The organism is Pseudoalteromonas luteoviolacea, assembly GCF_001696455.1.
Taxonomy (GTDB): domain Bacteria; phylum Pseudomonadota; class Gammaproteobacteria; order Enterobacterales; family Alteromonadaceae; genus Pseudoalteromonas; species Pseudoalteromonas luteoviolacea_C.
The window spans coordinates 764,270-780,046 of the sequence record NZ_MAUJ01000001.1; the positions used below are offsets into that span (position 1 = coordinate 764,270).

The 15,777-nt window shown below is 41.3% G+C and carries 14 protein-coding genes; 13 read left to right on the plus strand and 1 reads right to left on the minus strand.

The features are described 5' to 3' along the window. Positions 1 to 42 precede the first annotated feature (42 nt). The 6 genes from pyrD (at position 43) to A7985_RS03245 (ending at position 7,766) form a co-directional block, all read left to right on the plus strand. The gene (gene pyrD, locus A7985_RS03220) at positions 43 to 1,053 is read left to right on the plus strand and encodes a quinone-dependent dihydroorotate dehydrogenase (protein ID WP_065788974.1); all 1,011 of its coding nucleotides are present in this window, start codon (positions 43 to 45) and stop codon (positions 1,051 to 1,053) included. Between the two features lie 120 nt (positions 1,054 to 1,173). Continuing rightward, on the plus strand, positions 1,174 to 1,704 hold the full coding sequence (locus tag A7985_RS03225; protein WP_065788975.1) for a cell division protein ZapC domain-containing protein: 531 nt from the start codon (positions 1,174 to 1,176) through the stop codon (positions 1,702 to 1,704). A 64-nt stretch (positions 1,705 to 1,768) separates the two neighbouring features. Then, on the plus strand, positions 1,769 to 3,880 hold the full coding sequence (gene rlmKL, locus A7985_RS03230) for a bifunctional 23S rRNA (guanine(2069)-N(7))-methyltransferase RlmK/23S rRNA (guanine(2445)-N(2))-methyltransferase RlmL (protein WP_065788976.1): 2,112 nt from the start codon (positions 1,769 to 1,771) through the stop codon (positions 3,878 to 3,880). Next, the gene (locus A7985_RS03235; RefSeq protein ID WP_065788977.1) at positions 3,873 to 4,127 is read left to right on the plus strand and encodes a glutaredoxin family protein; all 255 of its coding nucleotides are present in this window, start codon (positions 3,873 to 3,875) and stop codon (positions 4,125 to 4,127) included. Before rlmKL ends, A7985_RS03235 begins: the two co-directional genes overlap by 8 nt. Then, a complete protein-coding gene (gene uup / locus A7985_RS03240; protein WP_065788978.1) occupies positions 4,105 to 6,021 on the plus strand; it encodes an ATP-binding cassette ATPase Uup in 1,917 nt (638 codons plus the stop codon). Before A7985_RS03235 ends, uup begins: the two co-directional genes overlap by 23 nt. Positions 6,022 to 6,029: 8 nt before the next feature. After that, the gene (locus A7985_RS03245; protein WP_065788979.1) at positions 6,030 to 7,766 is read left to right on the plus strand and encodes a DUF3466 family protein; all 1,737 of its coding nucleotides are present in this window, start codon (positions 6,030 to 6,032) and stop codon (positions 7,764 to 7,766) included. Positions 7,767 to 7,833: 67 nt separating this feature from the next. Here the strand turns inward: A7985_RS03245 and A7985_RS03250 are convergent, their stop codons facing one another. Next, positions 7,834 to 8,346, minus strand: a complete 513-nt coding sequence (locus A7985_RS03250; protein ID WP_065788980.1) for a DUF2062 domain-containing protein — start codon at positions 8,344 to 8,346, stop codon at positions 7,834 to 7,836. A gap of 24 nt (positions 8,347 to 8,370) precedes the next feature. Between A7985_RS03250 and A7985_RS03255 the strand changes: the two genes are divergently transcribed. The 7 genes from A7985_RS03255 (at position 8,371) to tcdA (ending at position 15,760) form a co-directional block, all read left to right on the plus strand. Further along, positions 8,371 to 10,590, plus strand: coding sequence for a DNA internalization-related competence protein ComEC/Rec2 (locus tag A7985_RS03255; protein ID WP_370671162.1), 2,220 nt, complete (start codon positions 8,371 to 8,373; stop codon positions 10,588 to 10,590). 63 nt (positions 10,591 to 10,653) lie between these two features. Beyond that, positions 10,654 to 12,390 carry a lipid A export permease/ATP-binding protein MsbA gene (gene msbA, locus A7985_RS03260; RefSeq protein WP_065788982.1) on the plus strand — a complete coding sequence of 579 codons (1,737 nt, stop codon included), beginning with the start codon at positions 10,654 to 10,656 and terminating at the stop codon, positions 12,388 to 12,390. 2 nt (positions 12,391 to 12,392) lie between these two features. Beyond that, positions 12,393 to 13,376 carry a tetraacyldisaccharide 4'-kinase gene (gene lpxK, locus A7985_RS03265; RefSeq protein ID WP_065788983.1) on the plus strand — a complete coding sequence of 328 codons (984 nt, stop codon included), beginning with the start codon at positions 12,393 to 12,395 and terminating at the stop codon, positions 13,374 to 13,376. Continuing rightward, positions 13,366 to 13,563: a Trm112 family protein gene (locus tag A7985_RS03270; protein ID WP_065788984.1), complete on the plus strand. Its 198-nt coding sequence runs from the start codon at positions 13,366 to 13,368 to the stop codon at positions 13,561 to 13,563. The genes lpxK and A7985_RS03270 overlap by 11 nt, the downstream gene beginning before the upstream one ends. Then, entirely contained in the window at positions 13,551 to 14,306 is a 756-nt protein-coding gene (kdsB, locus tag A7985_RS03275; protein WP_065788985.1) for a 3-deoxy-manno-octulosonate cytidylyltransferase, read from the plus strand. The genes A7985_RS03270 and kdsB overlap by 13 nt, the downstream gene beginning before the upstream one ends. Then, complete coding sequence (locus A7985_RS03280) at positions 14,299 to 14,964, plus strand: TIGR01621 family pseudouridine synthase (RefSeq protein ID WP_065788986.1); 666 nt, start codon at positions 14,299 to 14,301, stop codon at positions 14,962 to 14,964. The genes kdsB and A7985_RS03280 overlap by 8 nt, the downstream gene beginning before the upstream one ends. Position 14,965: 1 nt before the next feature. Continuing rightward, positions 14,966 to 15,760, plus strand: a complete 795-nt coding sequence (tcdA, locus tag A7985_RS03285; RefSeq protein WP_065788987.1) for a tRNA cyclic N6-threonylcarbamoyladenosine(37) synthase TcdA — start codon at positions 14,966 to 14,968, stop codon at positions 15,758 to 15,760. Positions 15,761 to 15,777: the final 17 nt, after the last annotated feature.

Here is a 15,777-nt window from a genome sequence, read left to right on the forward strand (position 1 = left end):
TTTTTTTGCCTCAAACTGTTACCAGGAACTTAAGGAGTCACGATGTTTTACGATTTAGCACGTCGTTATATGTTTAATAAAGATGCAGAATGGGCACACGATTTTGCACTTGGCAATCTACGCCGTTTCAAAAATACCCCATTAAGTCTCGCATGGTCGCAGTCACTCCCTAAGAAGCCAGTCAATTTCTTAGGGCTAGAGTTTGATAACCCAGTTGGTTTAGCCGCTGGTTTGGATAAAAATGCGGAATGTATTGATGCATTTGGTCAAATGGGTTTTGGGTTTATTGAAGTTGGCACAGTCACGCCAAGACCACAAGCAGGTAATGATAAACCTCGTATATTTCGTCTTCCTGAGGCACATGCTGTAATTAACCGAATGGGTTTTAATAACAAGGGTGTGGATAATCTTGTCGCAAATGTAAAAGCGTCGAATTATACCGGGATCCTTGGGATCAATATTGGTAAAAATAAAGATACGCCAAATGAGCAGGGTAAAGACGACTACATTCATTGCATGCGTAAAGTGTTTGAACATGCTTCGTATATCACTGTAAATATTTCGTCACCTAATACACCAGGGCTTCGAGACCTGCAATATGGCGAAGCGCTAGATGACTTATTACAAAGCCTTAAAAACGAGCAGGTAGATTTAATCGCAAAACACAATAAATCGGTACCTATGCTTGTCAAAATTGCGCCAGACGTAGACGCAGTACAATTAACACAAATATCTGAATCTCTTGTAAATAACCGTATTGACGGGGTTATTGCGACGAATACAACGCTTGCGAGAGATGCTGTGCAAGGGCTTGAACATGCCGACGAAGCTGGCGGGCTTTCAGGTAGACCTGTACGTGAAAAGTCCACTCACGTTGTCAGTGAGTTAAAGCGCCTAACTGACGGTAAGTTACCTATAATTGGTGTGGGCGGTATTGATAGTGCAGAAACAGCACAAGAAAAGCTAAATGCTGGTGCGGATTTGGTCCAAGTTTACACAGGCTTCATTTATGAAGGGCCACAATTGATCAAAAGGATCGTAAATTCTTTATAAGGATCAGATATATTACTAAATGATCCTAAATAAAAAGTTATTATAAATATTTTTACACTTGCAAAAATCGCGATATACTACGAGTTACTGTTAGTTTGGAGAAGTAGTAATTCGGAGGCGATTTTGCAAGCATCAAAAGAGTGGCGTTGGGTACAGTGCCACACACAGAATCGGTTGCTTGTTGATCTCGGAGACGAGCTCCAGTTATGTACGCCTTTTCGATTGCGTCAACTAACGGCCGATTCTGAATCACTTCCAAATTTTAGCGTAGAAGAAGCTGAATTTTACCAAAACGTTTTCGATTATTTGCGTACATATGCAGTTTGGTCTGAAGCTCAATGTTGCCAGATTTCGCTTAATGCAACAGCTGTAAAATTTCACTTACTTCCAATGCAAGCCAAAAGCTGGTTTTTTACGCCTTATCGCGGAACAGACATCTTGTGCAATGCGGTTATCAGTTTACAGTCAAAAGAAATGACTGGCGAGTGTCTCATCGTGGATCACGACAGTGAGGCAAGCCTGTGTGTAAACCTAACAGCAGACTTTAGACTTGATGAAAATATTGTACTCGAGCAGTTTCAAGCCATTAAAGTCCTTAACAACCGTATTCACCCTCTCATGGTCAGTAATAAACTCGATAGAAGGGCGTAATCCAATCCCAGTCTGTAAACAGCTGTGTTATACTCGCGTCAATTGAAATTACAGGGTTATCACATTGCAGTTTATTGCACTTACGTCGATTGGTATCGAGAATTTATTAGTTGAAGAGCTTCAATCTTTCGAAATTAAAGTAACTAAGCAAAGTATTGGCTCAGTTCGTTTTGATGCGGATAATTTAACGGCACAGAAGTTCTGTATGATGACACGCTACTCAACGCGCGTAATGTTGCTGATTGATGAGCATGAAGATATTAAAAATAAAGATGACCTATATAAATTTGCCCGATTTCAGGGGTGGCAAGAATGGTTTGGTCCAAAACAAACATTTGCTGTTGAATTCAATGGCACCAATAAAGAGCTGAAAAACAGTCAGTTTTCTGGACTAGTCATCAAAGATGCGGTGGTTGATTATTTTCAGGACCTGTATGAGCAGCGTCCTTCTGTTGATAAGCAAGACGCAAACGTCAGAATTATAGCAAAGCTTAATAAACAAAAGTTAGCGTTATACCTTGATTATTCAGGCCCAAGGTTGTCAGATCGTGGTTATCGAACGAAACAGGGCAAAGCGCCTATTCGTGAACATTTAGCGGCGGCATTGGTGTCTCGCAGTGGCTGGTTAAATGATACATCTAAACCGCTTTTTGATCCTTGTTGTGGCTCGGGCACACTGTTAATCGAAGCTGCTAGCATGGCGTTGAATTTACCCACTAACCTCAACAAAGCCTTTGCATTTAAAAGACTACCAAGTTTCAGAGAAGCAAAATTTAAAGAACTTCAAAAATCCCTTAAAGCAGAGAAAACTGAGTCAAAATTGTGGCTGATTGGGCACGATATTGATGCAAAGGTTATCGAAACCGCGCAATCGAACGCAAACCGAGCAGGATTGGGCGAGCAAATTCAATTTAAAGTTGCTGATGCAGGTAAACTTCAATCTGTCGCTAAGCGCCCTGGAACGGTTTTAAGTAACTTGCCTTACGGTGAACGTCTTGGTTCTATGGCCGAGTTGATTAGCTTATACCGAAATATGGGAGCAAGTTTTAAAAAGCATTTCCAAGATTGGAATGCTGCTCTTTTAGGGACTGACGATGAGTTGTTTAGACTGCTCAAACTTGCGTCTAAAAAGCGCTATAAGTTTAAAAATGGCCCGATTGATGTGACATTGTATCTTTATGAGTTAAATGAGAAACAAGTTGCACAAAATCAGCAAGCATCTGAACTGCATTACGAGCAATCTCGTGCTTTTGCAAATCGATTAAAGAAGAACAAACAAGGCCTTAAAAATTGGCTTAAAAAAGAGTCGGTTCAGGCTTATAGGCTATATGATGCAGATATTCCTGAATACAATGTTGCCGTCGATGTGTATGGTGATAATGCGGTCATTTTCGAATATGCAGCGCCAAAAGAAATCAATGCTGAAGTTGCTGACAAGCGTTTACAGGATGTGATTTCGTTAACATCTGAAACATTACAGATTTCTCCGAGTAACCTTGCTGTTAAAGTGCGCAAGAAGCAACGTGGTGATGAACAATATACCTCGTATGAAAAGCAAAATCGCTTACAAGTTATCGAAGAATTTGGCGCGAAGTTTAAAGTTAACTTGTATGACTACCTCGACACAGGTTTGTTTTTAGACCATCGACTAGCACGTCGCTTTATTCAGCAAAATGCAAAGGATAAGCGGGTGCTGAACTTGTTTGCGTACACTGGTACTGCGTCGGTGCATGCGGCTCTTGGTGGTGCAAAAGCAGTAACAACGGTAGATATGTCAAAGACGTACTTAAAGTGGGCTGAAGAAAACTTTGCTTTGAATAACCTTAAAAATCCTCGTTTTAGATTTGAACAAGCTGATTGCCTCAAATGGTTAGAACATGCGAAAGGCCAATATGATTTGATCTTTTTAGATCCACCAACGTTCTCTAACTCCAAGCGAATGAAAGATGCATTTGACGTGCAAAGAGATCATATCCAGCTATTAACTTGGGTAAAGAATATCCTGAGTCCAGATGGTACGTTGTTGTTTTCGAATAACAAACGTGGTTTCAAGATGGACGAGGTTGCGTTAATGGGTCTAGGTTTGAAAGCAGAAAATATTTCTACGCAAACATTGTCACCAGACTTTAAACGCAACAAGCAGATCCACAATAGCTGGCTGATTACTCATGGCTAAAGTGACCTTGTATTACACACAGGGGTGTCATTTATGTGAAGAAGCGCTTTCGTTAGCGCTTTGTTGCGTTCGTGAAGGTGATATTCTTCACCAAGATATTTTGGAAAGTGAGGCTTTGGTTGAAAAATATCAAACCTCAATTCCTGTTTTAAAATGTATAACTACTGGTAAATTGCTATATTGGCCGTTTACCCAACAACAAATTCAAGAGTTAGTACAAGAAGATGGATTTAATAAGAATAGCTAAAGCGCAACTTGCTTTCGGCTCTCATCCGTTATTAGACAATGCTGATGCTCTCATCGAAGCGGGTGAGCGAGTGTGTATTGTTGGTAGAAATGGTGCAGGCAAGTCAACCTTACTCAAAGTATTAGACGGTCAAGTCGTACTTGATGATGGTGAAATAAATAGATTAACTGGCTTAAAAGTTTCTCGATTAGAACAAGATCCACCTAAGGGCGCTGAAGGGAGCGTGTTTGATTATGTCGCCAACGGGTTACCGGAGGTTGCTAGTTTACTTATTGAATATAATCATGTTAGTGAAGCGCTTCAAACCGATCAATCTAACTCTTTGTTAAATAGACTAGAGCGTCTATCAGCTGAAATTGAGGCGGCTGATGCTTGGCGGTTTGAAAGTAGAATTAACCTAGTACTTAGCCAATTGCAGCTCACAGCGCAAATGCGTTTGGAAAAGCTATCGGGTGGTTGGTTAAGAAAGGTGGCACTGGCAAAAGCGCTTGTGGGAGACCCAGATTTACTATTGCTTGATGAACCTACTAACCATTTAGATATGGCGAGTGTCGAATGGTTGGAATCATTTTTAAAAGATTTCAAAGGCGGCATCGTGTTTATTTCACACGACCGTGCTTTCATACGTGCTGTTGCAACACGTATTCTCGATTTAGATCGAGGCAAATTAATCTCTTACCCTGGAAACTACGCAAAATACCTAGAACAAAAAGCGCACGACCTAAAAGTTGAAGAAACTCAGAATGCACTTTTCGATAAAAAGCTAGCTGAAGAAGAAGCGTGGATACGACAAGGCATTAAGGCGCGTAGAACCCGCAATGAAGGGCGAGTTAGAGCGCTGAAAGCTTTGCGTGTTGAGCGCAAACAGCGAGTCGAGCAAGTCGGTAAAGCAGACTTCAACATCGAATCGGCAGAGCGTTCAGGGAAGTTGGTATTTGAAGCTAACTTTGTTAACCATGCCTTTAAAGATAAACCTATCGTTAAAGACTTTTCAACGCTGGTAATGCGTGGCGATAGAGTAGGGTTAGTTGGCCCAAATGGAATAGGTAAAACAACGCTGTTAAAGCTGTTATTCGGTAAACTTTCTGCAGACAGCGGTAAAATCAAACAGGGTGTCAATCTTGAAGTTGCCTACTTCGATCAGTATAGAGAGAAGTTAGATGAAGAGATGACCGTGCAAGACAATGTTGCCGAAGGAAAACAAGAGGTCAATATTGGTGGACGTAGCAGACATGTACTGGGTTACTTACAAGATTTCTTATTTCCACCAGCAAGAGCAAGAACACCAGTTAAAGCTCTGTCCGGCGGTGAGAAGAATCGATTATTACTCGCTAAATTGTTCTTAAAACCCTCAAATGTACTGGTCCTCGATGAACCTACCAATGACTTGGATATTGAGACTTTAGAGTTATTAGAAGAAATAATCACTCAATATCAGGGTACGATTTTAATTGTTAGCCACGATCGTGAGTTTATCGATAACACCTGTAACAGTGTGTGGGCTTTCGAAGGAGACGGGGTTGTCACTGAAATCGTCGGTGGTTACAGTGACTTTGAAGCCTATAGAGACAGCAAACTGGCTCAGCAAAAAGCACTAGAGAAACTAGACAAAGAGAAGAAAGCTGCACCGGCGGCTAAAAAAGAGACAAACAAGAACAAATCAAGCAAGTTAAGTTACAAATTAAAACTTGAATTAGAAAGCTTGCCAAGTAAAGTAGAGGAACTTGAGGCAGCTCTAGAGAGCCAACAAGAATTAGTTAACTCTCCTGAGTTCTTTAAACAAGACTCCGAAGTAACACAGCAAGCGTTGAACCAATTAGCAGAACTAGAGTCAAAGCTCGAAACCGCGTTTGAACGTTGGGAAGAATTAGAAGCTTTACAGAATCAGCAGTAAGGATTGAAATGAAATATTCACTTTTAGCCGCCAGTATCGGTTTGTGCTTTTCAGGGCAGCTGTTTGCTGTCACTTATGAATTAACAGAATTACCGACCAATGAAAATACAAAGCATACCTATATTTTGGATGCCAATGAGTCAGGCACAATAGTTGGTCGCTCAACCGAATTATTCAATCTGCCAATTGATGTAAGTTACATTGATATTGAAGACAATGGCATAAAGAGTGCGTATGACTCTTGGAAGCGAAATTTAGAGCTTCGTGATGATACTATCGATTTTACTCTCGAGCAGATTAAAAATGAAAATGTAGCCGCAACTAATGCGGACGCTAACGCTTTTATGCGTACATTTTTAAGTAGCAGAGCCGGTAATCCGGAGTTTCAAAAATTAAACTCTGGTATTTCATCGAGCTTTACAGCAACGACAGCAGACGAACAAGTGATATTTGATGCTAACCGAGAGTATACAAATAACGAATTATCGCGCTCAACAGTTCAACTGTTAACTGCCGTTGCTTCTGATGGCACAAGAGTAGGTTGGGCTACGGCGCCTTACGACAAAGTGGCTTTCAAGAAAAATAATGAAGATGACGACACTATCTTTTTCCAAAGAGCACATACTTCAAGGGCATTTTTGATAAAGCCAAGCGGCGAATTAATGGTATTGCCTGCAAAGTATACAGATGATTATGGCAGCTATAGTAATGCGACTGATATTAAAAAATTAGACGATGGCACGTACTTGGTTGTTGGGCAAAGTGCTGTAAGTGTAGAAAAAGACTCACAAGATCGTTTCAATGATAATTGTAAGGGCGAAGACGAGCCTGTCGCAGTGTGCGCATGGAGTCTGCAAAATGCTGGATACTACGATTTACGTGCTTATCAATGGAAGCTAGATGCCGACTTTAATATCATCGCAGCAGAGACTGACGAGATAGGAATTGGGCTAACACGTAACGACGATGAGAATCGCATTCATGTCAGTTCGGCTATGGCTGTAAATAAAGCAGGCATTGCGGTCGGTAATTCTCAGACTCGAGAAGGTGATGATTTTATCATTAGACAGCGCGCTGGTTATTATCAAGGTGGTGCTTTCAAACCCGTTGTTGACCATGACAAAGGCTACGAATCGAGCAGAGCTGTTGCCATTAACGATAACAATGTTGTAGTTGGATATCGTATGGATGAATTTTCTGTTGGTACAAATTCTAATGTAAAGGCCTATTACTACGAGATTGATAATGCAAAGTATGTTGAAATTGACTCGTTTTACGAAGGCTCTGACATGTATGTGACTGACATCAACAATGCAGGTCAAATTATAGGTAAAGCTGAAGTTGAAAAGAATGTAGCCTCCCCTAGAAGCGAGGCCTTCATCTTTGATAAGGTGACTGGCAAGTTAGATAACATCAATGACCTATTACCTTGTAAGAGTGCCGAGTTTCCATACGATATTTCTGAAGCCATTAAAATTACCGATAATGGTAATATTTACGCAACTGCAACTAAAACAGTAAACAGAAAAGACGCGTTAGGTAACAACATGAAAGATAGCAATGGTAATGATGAGTTTGAATCAGTTGCTATTCCTGTTCTTTTAACGAGAAACAACAGTGGTGAACCTGCTCAGTGCGCGCCAGATGAAGCTGAGACTTATGAGCGTAACTCTGCATCGTTTGGCTTGCTAAGCTTGTTAGCAGCGCCATTGCTTATGTTGAGAAGACGCAAAAAAGTGAAGTAATGAATAATAAAAAAGGCCCGAAAGGGCCTTTTTTATTATGTTAGAATGCTTTAAAACAAACTTATCTTCATTCTGCCTGATTACGCGCTTCCCAAGCTTTATTTACTGAACGTCGCCATAAATAATCAATGCCGAAAAAACCAATTACAGCAGCAATACATGCACAGATAAGCGAACCAACCATAAATGCAGGCCCAATTGTTGAGATACTTTCGCTTAACCATGCCCACGTAGGCTCAAAATGAAATGGTTGTAACTCTTGACCGAGTGCAAAAACGCCGACAAGATAAGAGCAATAAAAAATAGGTGGCATAGTCAGTGGGTTAGTGATCCACACTAGTGCTATTGATAAGGGTAAATTAACTCTAAACGGTATGGCAAGGGCTGCCGCAAGTACCATTTGAAAAGGGACAGGTATGAATGCAAAAAATAGTCCAACTGAAAAGGCACCTCTAGCTGAGCGTCGATTCAAATGCCATAGGTTCGCATCGTGCAATAAATTTCCAAATATCTTTAACGATTTTTGTTCTTTGATCTTATTGTGATCAGGTAAAAAGCGTTGGATCGTTTTCTTCGCCATATAGAGCAACCATCTACTTCACTATTGATTTGTTGCGGCATCATTTTTGGGAGCCTAATATCCGTTTTTTATCTGGATTCTTGGCAGTTACCCAGCTGTATTGCCATGCTTGTTTTTGTTAGTAGCTATTTTAAGCCTTTTTCGAATGTTTTGGCAGGTTTTATTTTAGGTATTTTTGTTACATTTTCTCATTATCTCATTTCCCACCATTTGAGTTGGGAAAAAGAAGTCGTGAACAAACCTATAAAAATAAGTGGCGTAGTATCTAAAATATTAAACCGTGGTAGCTACTCATACATCACGTTAGATGTATCTGCACTGGATAAGTTTCATATATCGGCGTTTAAAACAGTTTATGCAAACTTAGCGGTCGTCGACGAGGCGCAAAACTTGGCCGAAGGAGATAAAATAACGGGAGAAGGCAAAGTACGGTTTTTTCGTTCTAGAAAAAATTTTGACACCTTTGATGCTGAGCTGTACGCATTTCGTAACCATATTCACTTCAAAGGCAAAATAACTGTTGAATCGATTACCCCGTTAGATACAAGTTGGCAAAAGAACTACCAAGGCTTTATTTTTAATGTGTTCAAAGACTACAAACTTGGTTGGTTGTATTATGTTTTGCTCAGTGGCGATAAGTCTCAGATCACCCCAAATGATAAAGAAGGCTTTAGAAAGTTGGGCTTGAGTCATATCATGGCGATTTCTGGGCTACATATAGGGATTTTATTTACGCTGGGCTTTGTATTCCTCAAAGCTGCTGTGTTCACTCTACCCCAAAATATCCTACAAGAACTGAATATCAACATGGGGTGTTTAATTGGGGCGCTGGTCTTGGCTGGCATATACGTTATCTTAAGTGGTATGCAAGTTTCAGCTCAGAGAGCTTGGTTAATGGCGGCGCTCGGTGTTACCTGTTATTTTCTCGGTCTGCGTTTAAGCTTTGTCAGAACGGTGGTTTATGCATTAACGCTTATTGTGCTGTTCTCGCCGTTTTCTTTTCTGAATGTAGGTCTTTATTTTTCATTTAGTGCTGTCGTCGCTATTCTTTGGCTCGTATCACGACAAAGGCAGTATAATCATCAAACGCATCGTATTATTGATAAGTTTAAACTTTTGGTCATGGTGCAAGTTACGGTATTTTTGTTTCTATTGCCCTGGAGTATTTTCGTTTTTCAAGGAGTGAGTGTTTCAGGCCTACTTATTAATCTTGTCATGATCCCATTTCTGGGCATCGTTCTTTTCCCCGCCATAGTGATACAGAGCTTCGTATCACTCATTTCCGATGTACAGTTATTAAGTGGAATCGATAGTTTGTTATCTACATCCTATTTTTTGATAAAACAATGGCCATTCAATTGGTTTAGCTTTGGTAAGATAACCTTTCAAGATTTGGGATTGTCTGTGCTTTGCCTTTTAATGTTGTTGCACAAACTAACATTACGATATGCGAGCATACCTGTTTTTATTTTAATGACTCGTTGGTTCATTTGGCAGCCGCCCGATTGGCAAGTAGACATTTTCGATGTTGGTCACGGCACAGCTGTGCTTGTCTCTAGGGATAACCAAGCGCTTCTTTATGACTTGGGCGCCAATTACTTTGGCACATACTCTATATTTGAAAATGTGGTCATGCCCTATATGAGAGCGAACCAGCTCTCTCTAATTCACACCATCATTAGTCATGATGACGGAGATCATGCTGGCGGCCTTGAACATTTAATCAGTAACGGATACGAGCAAAGTTTGAATGTATTTCACGGAGATGAATATCAACAACCCTGTGTCAATCGGAGTATTGAGTTTGGAGAGCTTACAATTAACGCAATGTGGCCTAAAGCGTTACAAAATAACGATAATAACAGCTCATGTGTGGTGCATATTAGTGATGGAAAACACAGCCTATTGCTACCAGGTGATATTGAGTCCAACTCAGAATATGAGCTGCTAGAAATGTATGAGCAGATGCTGCCTTCGACAATCTTACTTGCCCCGCATCACGGTAGCAAAACGTCATCTAGTATTGAATTTGTTCGCGCTGTTGAAGGTGAAATGGTTGTTTTTTCGAGGGGCTATCACTCCCCATGGGGGCTTCCGCATCAAGAGGTCGTTACCAGATATGAGCAAGCTGGATATAAAACGTTTGATACAGCATTAAATGGGCACATTCAAATTCGTGTATTTTCTAATCACTATGAAGTTTTCTTGGCCCGAGAAGCGAAAAATCTATGGTTTTTAAGATAATGCATTCAGTTTTTGCGCCATGGCAGATACAATACAAAGGTTTTGAAGTTTTAGAGTAACACTATGCAGCAGTCTGGAAAGCAAATTTATAAAAGGCTTTTGACTTATACCTACGAATTTAAAATTGCAGCATTTTTTGCTGTGTTTGGCATGCTCGGTTATGCGGCTATGGACGCGCTTTTTATCCAACTGATGAAGCCATTTATGGATGACGGATTAACGCAGGGCAATCAAGATGTATTAGCCATGGCACCAATTGTAGTGATCCTGTTGGTCTTGGGCAGGGGCATTTTTAACTATATGTCTTCGTATTGCCTGAGCTATGTAGGTTCTCAAGTTGTTCGTAAATTGCGCCAACAGTTATATGAGCACATGCTATTTATGCCAGTATCATTCCATGACAAACACTCCAATGGTGAACTGGTTTCGAAAATAACATTTGATACAGAGCAGGTACAACAAGCTGTTACACGCGCTTTGCAAGTTGCAATCAGAGAAGGGGCCTTTGTGGTGTTCTTACTTTGGGGCATGTTTGCCATTAGCTGGAAATTGTCCCTCCTATTTTTGGTGATTGTGCCGTTTGTCGCGATTGTGGTGAGTGTCGTATCAAAACGCTTCAGAAAAATTTCAAAGAATATTCAAGATGCGATGGGCGCAGTGACCAGAGGCTCTGAACAAATGCTTTCTGGGCACAAAGAGATTCATGGCTTCGGTGGCCAAGATAAAGAGATTAAGCACTTTGCTACGGTGAACAATCACAATAGGCAACAGCGTGTAAAAATGGATGCGACCCGAGCGTTGAGCGTATCTGTCATTCAATTGATTGCAGCCAGTGCGATGGCGGTCGTGCTTGCTATTATCGCGATGCCTGACGTACATGAATCATTGACTCCGGGTGTAGTTGCATCGCTTATAACAGCGATGGTTATGATGCTGAGGCCACTTAAACAATTGGCGAATGTAAATAGTGATTTTCAAAGGGGCATAGCAGCTGCGAAAAGTATTTTTGAAGTCTTGGACCAAGAAAAAGAAAAAGATACTGGCACATACGAAGCAGGCGAAGTACGTGGAGAAATAAGCGTTAAAAATGTGACGTTTACCTACCCGACTAAAGAAGACCCAGTTATTGAAAACTTATCATTGGAGATTAAAGCAGGAAAAAGCATTGCTTTAGTCGGTCGCAGTGGCTCTGGTAAATCTACACTATCTAACCTGCTACCCAGATTTTATGACCTTGATGCAGGGAAAGTGACGCTAGATGGCATTGAGTTGACTGAATACTCACTGGCATCACTTCGTAAGCAATTTGCGCTGGTCTCTCAGCACGTAACGCTTTTCAATGACACCATTGCTAATAATATTATGTACGGACTTGATAAGCCGCTTAGCAAAGATGAGCTTGTGAAAGTTGCAAAGCAAGCTCACGTTTGGGAGTTTGTGAAGGATTTACCAGAGGGCTTGGACACAGAAGTTGGAGAGAATGGAGTCATGCTTTCAGGTGGGCAGAGACAGCGAATTGCCATCGCAAGGGCAATTGTCAAAGATGCGCCTGTACTTATTTTAGACGAAGCAACTTCAGCACTAGATACCGAGTCAGAGCGGTTAATTCAAGAAGAGCTAGAAGCATTAATGAAAAACAAAACATCTATTGTTATCGCTCACCGCTTATCTACGATAGAAAAGTCAGATCAAATCTATGTACTAGATAAAGGTAAAGTCTTGGAGCAGGGGAAGCATGAAGAACTGTTGGAAAAAGACGGTGCGTATGCAGCACTTTGCAAAATGCAATATGGTGAATAAAATTGAACAAGATTGAAAAAAGCTGGTATCAACCTATCGGCCTTTTGAATATTGCTCTATTGCCGTTAAGCGCATTGTTTTGGCTTGTGAGTAATGTCAGAAGAGGGCTATTTAAGTTGGGTATTAAATCCGCTTATAAAGCGCCCGTGCCTGTATTTATCGTGGGCAATATTGGTATTGGTGGCAACGGAAAGACGCCTTTTGTGTTATGGCTAGTGCCTTACTTACAGGTACTGGGGCTTAAAGTTGCGGTGATAAGCCGTGGGTATGGTGCCAAGCCGCCACATACACCTTACCAAGTAAATGAACAAAGTACAGCCAGTCAGGCGGGAGATGAGCCTCTACTCATATTTAATCGTCTAGGTTGCGATGTGGTGATTGGTGGAGACAGAAAAGCGAGCATCGAGTATCTCATCGAGCATAATGAACCCGATATTATTATCAGTGATGATGGCTTGCAGCACTATCAGCTCGATCGCGATATTGAGGTGTGCATTGTGGATAATGAACGCCGATTTGGTAATGGGTTTTTGCTCCCTGCTGGACCATTACGTGAGCTGCCAAGTCGCCTAAAAACAGTGGACTTAGCTGTATATAATGGCTCTGTAAAAGAGGATGGTTACTCATTATGCACAACTGGCATATACAGTGTAAAAACAGGTGAAAAGCTGAGTGACTATTCAGCTAAAGGTGTCGCAATAAGTGCAATAGGTAACCCATCTCGCTTTGAAAAGTCATTGCGAGCAAATGGTATTGCAATAACACAAACAAAACATTTTGCAGATCATCACCTATACAGTGAACAAGATTTCGAACCATATACAAATCAACCGGTGTTTATGACCGAAAAAGACGCGGTTAAGTGCCAAGCTTTTGCAAAGCAAAATTGGTATTTCTTGCGTGTAGACGCCGTTCCATCTGACGCACTTGTGAACAAGTTACATCGATTATTAGAAAAGAAGGGGATTATCAGCCATGGCATTTGATACAAAATTATTGGACATCATCGCTTGCCCAGTATGTAAAGGTAAACTGGCTTACGACAAAGAAAACAAAGAGCTAATTAGCACTGCAGCCAAGTTGGCATATCCAATTAGAGATGATATCCCGGTACTACTTGAGAATGAAGCAAGAGAATTAAGCCTAGAAGAGGTTGAGAAGTGGAATTCATAGTTGTTATTCCTGCACGCTATGCCTCGACGCGATTACCTGGCAAACCACTGGTAGATATTTGCGGAAAAACCATGATTCAGCGCGTTTTTGAACAAGCAGAAAAAGCGGGCGCGAAAGCGGTTTATGTAGCGACAGATCACCAGGCGGTATTTGACGAAGTAAAGACATTCACTGACAACGTTTTGATGACCAGAGAAGATCATCAATCTGGTACGGAGCGTCTTGCTGAGGTCGTCGATATTTTGGGCTTAGATGATGAGACGTTAATTGTGAATGTTCAGGGCGATGAACCTTTACTCGAACCTGAAAACATTACTCAAGTAGCACAACTACTGTTTGCATCGTCTGCGCCGATGGCGACGCTGAGTGTAGATGTTGAAAGCGTTGAAGAAGTGTTAAACCCCAATGCGGTTAAAGTCGTCAGTGACGCAAATCATAATGCGCTCTATTTTTCACGTGCATCAATTCCGTTTCAACGAGACAGCATGATGGAGTTAGACAAAAGCAAAGTACCTCTGGGGCATTTTAACCGCCATGTAGGTATTTATGCTTATCGTGCAGGATTCATCAAAACATATTTACAGTTGAGCGTTTCTCCACTTGAAGTTCAAGAGTCTTTGGAACAACTGAGGGTGCTGTATCACGGTTACCCAATAAAAGTGACGAAGGCTGTTAAGCCTGTTCATGCGGGAGTAGATACACCTGAAGATCTCGCTCGTGTCATTGAGTACCTTAATGGGTAAGCTCGATATTATCGCCCAACACAGAGACTTTATCGTCGCTTATAAACCGTGTGGAATGAGTTTTCATAGTGAAAATGAAGCTGGCTTTGTCGCTTTGCTTGAAAAGCAGCTTGATAAGCGCCTTTATCCTGTGCATCGCTTAGATAAAGTAACCTCGGGTTTGCTTGTTTTAGCAACTTCCAGTGAATCCGCGAGTGAGCTGACTAGACTGTTCACTGAGCGCTTGGTAAGTAAGTTTTACCTCGCTTTAATAACCGATAAACCCAAGAAAAAGCAAGGCTGGGTAAAAGGGGATATGGCAAAGTCTCGACGGGGGACTTTCAAGTTACTAAAGACGCAAGAAAACCCTGCAATTACTAGATTTTACTCCTCGAGTGTGAAAGCGGGTCTAAGAGCTTGCCTAATGAAACCTTTTAGCGGTAAGACACACCAATTACGTGTAGCGCTAAAAAGCTTGTCTGCACCTATACTGGGTGATGAAAGCTATGGTGGTAGCGAATCTGATAGGGTTTATCTCCATGCCTATTACATTGCGTTTGATTGGCATGACGAGCATCTAAGTTATAGTGCAGAACCTAAAGAGGGGGCGCATTTCATGCAGTTATTAACGCATGATGTATTTAATTCGTGGCGACAGCCCGAGCAGTTAGAGTGGTAATATGACAGAACAAGATACATCACTACGTTTTGGTGGTATTGGTCGGCTGTATGGAAATAAACAGCTGCAATGGTTAAATGAAGCGAATTTTTGTGTGATTGGTATAGGCGGTGTGGGTAGCTGGGCAGCTGAAGCATTGGCTAGAACTGGTATCGGACATATTACCCTAATTGATTTAGACGATATTTGTGTGACGAATATTAACCGTCAATTGCATGCTGTCACAGATACGGTGGGTGAAATCAAAGCTGAGGCAATGAAGGCACGGTTAGAAAACATTAACCCTGCATGCCAAGTCTCTGTGATTGACGACTTCATTACGCTTGAAAATATAAAAGAATATATACAAGGTTTTGATTACGTTATTGACTGTATAGACGCTGTAAAAGAAAAAGCGGCTTTAATCGCCCATTGCAAACGCAATAAAATCCCAGTGATAACAACTGGAGGGGCGGGAGGTCAAACGGACCCGAGCCAAATCTGTTTTGGTGATGTGGCTAAAACGACGCATGACCCTTTGCTGGCTAAAGTGCGTTACCTACTGCGAAAGCAATACAATTTCACATCAAACCCAAAGCGTAAATTTGCTGTAGACTGCGTTTACTCGACAGAGCAACTTGTTTACCCAACTGACGACGGTAGTGTGTGTAAAGCGAAACAACAGGCGGATGGCAGCAAAAATATGGACTGCGCAACGGGCTTTGGCTCTGCAACTATGGTCACGGGAAGTTTTGGTTTTTTTGCTGCGTCGAAATCGATCCGTAAGTATTTAGATAAGCGCGAACGAAACAGTTAACAATTAGCGCATTTCAG

Coding starts and splice junctions, on each gene's coding strand:
- A7985_RS03250 (WP_065788980.1), bottom strand. CDS start 8,346: ATGGCGAAGAAAACGATCCAACGCTTTTTACCTGATCACAATAAGATC.
- A7985_RS03270 (WP_065788984.1), top strand. CDS start 13,366: ATGGCATTTGATACAAAATTATTGGACATCATCGCTTGCCCAGTATGT.
- pyrD (WP_065788974.1), top strand. CDS start 43: ATGTTTTACGATTTAGCACGTCGTTATATGTTTAATAAAGATGCAGAA.
- uup (WP_065788978.1), top strand. CDS start 4,105: ATGGATTTAATAAGAATAGCTAAAGCGCAACTTGCTTTCGGCTCTCAT.
- A7985_RS03245 (WP_065788979.1), top strand. CDS start 6,030: ATGAAATATTCACTTTTAGCCGCCAGTATCGGTTTGTGCTTTTCAGGG.
- A7985_RS03235 (WP_065788977.1), top strand. CDS start 3,873: ATGGCTAAAGTGACCTTGTATTACACACAGGGGTGTCATTTATGTGAA.
- msbA (WP_065788982.1), top strand. CDS start 10,654: ATGCAGCAGTCTGGAAAGCAAATTTATAAAAGGCTTTTGACTTATACC.
- tcdA (WP_065788987.1), top strand. CDS start 14,966: ATGACAGAACAAGATACATCACTACGTTTTGGTGGTATTGGTCGGCTG.
- A7985_RS03280 (WP_065788986.1), top strand. CDS start 14,299: ATGGGTAAGCTCGATATTATCGCCCAACACAGAGACTTTATCGTCGCT.